The sequence below is a fragment of the Burkholderia sp. Tr-20390 genome (assembly GCF_017104595.1).
Classification (GTDB): Bacteria; Pseudomonadota; Gammaproteobacteria; order Burkholderiales; family Burkholderiaceae; genus Burkholderia.
On the sequence record NZ_JAAGPC010000374.1, the window covers coordinates 1 to 2,102 of the forward strand.

Below are 2,102 nucleotides of genomic sequence, written 5' to 3' on the forward strand. Positions count from 1 at the left end.
TCGCGCTGGGCGCCGCGCCCGCCGGCGCGCTGCCCGCGTGCATCGATCCGCAGCAGGCCGCCTATACGCTGTTCACGTCCGGCTCGACCGGCGTGCCGAAGGGCGTCGACGTCAGCCATCGGGCCGTCGCGCACAAGATCCAGGCGCTGTGCGCCGCGTACCGGATGACCGCCGACGACCGCGTCGTGCAGTTCTCGTCGCTCGTGTTCGATGTGTCGATCGAGGAGATTTTCACGACGCTGTCCGCCGGCGCCTGCCTGCTGTTGCTCGACCGCGCGGCATGGCCGACGCTCGGTGCGTTCAGCGGCCTGCTCGATGCGCGGCGCGCGACCGTGCTCAATCTGCCCGCGTCGTTCTGGCGCGAATGGGTGCGTGCGATCCGGCTCGGCGAGGCCGCGCTGCCGGCGCGGCTGCGCCTGGTCGTGACGGGCAGCGAGACGGTGCCGCTCGCGGCGGTGCAGGCATGGCGCGCCGTGACGGGCGGCCGCGTGGCGCTGATGAACGCGTACGGGCTGACGGAAAGCGTGATCACGTCCGTCGTGCACGACGTGCCGGCCGCCGCGCGCCCGGACGAACGCGACGTGCCGATCGGCGCGCCGCTGCCCGGCACCACCGCCTATGTGCTCGACGCGCACCTGCAACCGGTGCCGCCGCTGTGCCGGGGCGAGCTCTACCTGGGCGGCAGTGCGCTCGCGAGCGGCTATCCGGGCCGGCCCGGGCAGACGGCCGCCGCCTTCCTGCCCGATCCGTTCGCCGGCCAGCCGGGCGCGCGCATGTATCGCACCGGCGACCTCGTGCGTCGCGACGCGGACGGCGCACCGGTCTACCTCGGCCGCAGCGATCGCCAGATCAAGGTGCGCGGGATTCGCGTCGACCTGGCCGAGGTGGAGGCGCTGCTGCTCGACCAGGACGGCGTGCGCGAGGCGGCGGTGCGGCTGTCGAGCGGGCCCGATGCGCCGGCGCCGCGCCTGGAGGCGTTCATCGTCGTGGGTCCCGACGCGTCGGATGCGCCGGCCACGCCACGCGATGCGGCGCGCGCGCGGCTGCGTGCGTTGCGCCGCGTGGCGCCGGCGCACCTGGTGCCGCATGCGCTGGCCATCGTGCCGTCGCTGCCCAAGACGTCCGGTGACAAGATCGACCGCCAGTGGGTGTCGACGGCGGTGCTGCCCGACGAAGCCGCGGACGGCGACGAAGCGCCGCCGCTGCGCGCGCTGCTGGCGGTGCTGCGCGACGTGCTGCGGCTGGACCGGATCGGCCGGGACGACAACTACTTCGGGCTGGGCGGCGACTCCATCCTGGTGTTGCGCGCCGTCGCGCAACTGAACCGGGCGGGCTGGACGGTCGATCCTCAGGACTTCTTCTCGACCTCGACCCTCGCGGACCTGGCCGATTGCCTGCGACCGCTGGCGGTGCGGCCGGAGGCGGACGACGCGTCCGGGTTCCCGCTGACGCCGTATCAGCGGCGCGTGTTGCAGCGCCCGCACGCGCACCACTGGAACCGCTCGCTGCTCGTTCAGGCGGCGCAGCCGCTCGACGCCGACGCGCTGCGGGCCGCGTTCCGCTCGCTGCTCGACGCGCACCCGGGGCTGCGCTGCGTATTCGATGCCCACGCGCTGGCCGGCCGCATCGCGCCGGCGGACGCGGACGCCGTGCAGCGCTGCTTCAGCAGCCACGACCTCGGCACGGCGGACGATGCGGCCCGCTTCATCGCCGCGCACGGCACGACGCTGCAGCAGGGCTTCGATCTCGCGCACGGGCCGCTGGTCCGGATCGCGCACTATCGGTGCGGGGCGGCCGGCGACCGGCTGCTGCTCGTCGTGCATGGGCTGGTGGCGGACAGCCATGGCTGGGCGGTGCTGCTGGACGACCTGGCCCACGCATATGCGGCGCATGCGAACGGCCGGACGCCGGCACTGGCCGCGCCGACGCTGGCGTACCCGGCCTATCTGCGTGCGCTGGACGCGCGCATTGCCGCCGCGCGGGCGGCGGGCGAGAGCGCCGCGTACTTCGCGCCGATGGCGGCCAACGTCGCGCTGCCGCGGGATCGGCACGCGGCACCCGGCGACAACGCGGAGGCCAGCCAGCAGGTCGTGCGCGACCGG

The 2,102-nt window shown here is 74.7% G+C and carries 1 protein-coding gene; it reads left to right on the plus strand.

What is annotated here, in order from left to right; translation table 11 throughout:
- Positions 1-2,102, plus strand: a 2,102-nt coding sequence (locus tag G3N98_RS39005) for an AMP-binding protein (protein WP_206151098.1), incomplete at both ends; no start/stop codon positions are given.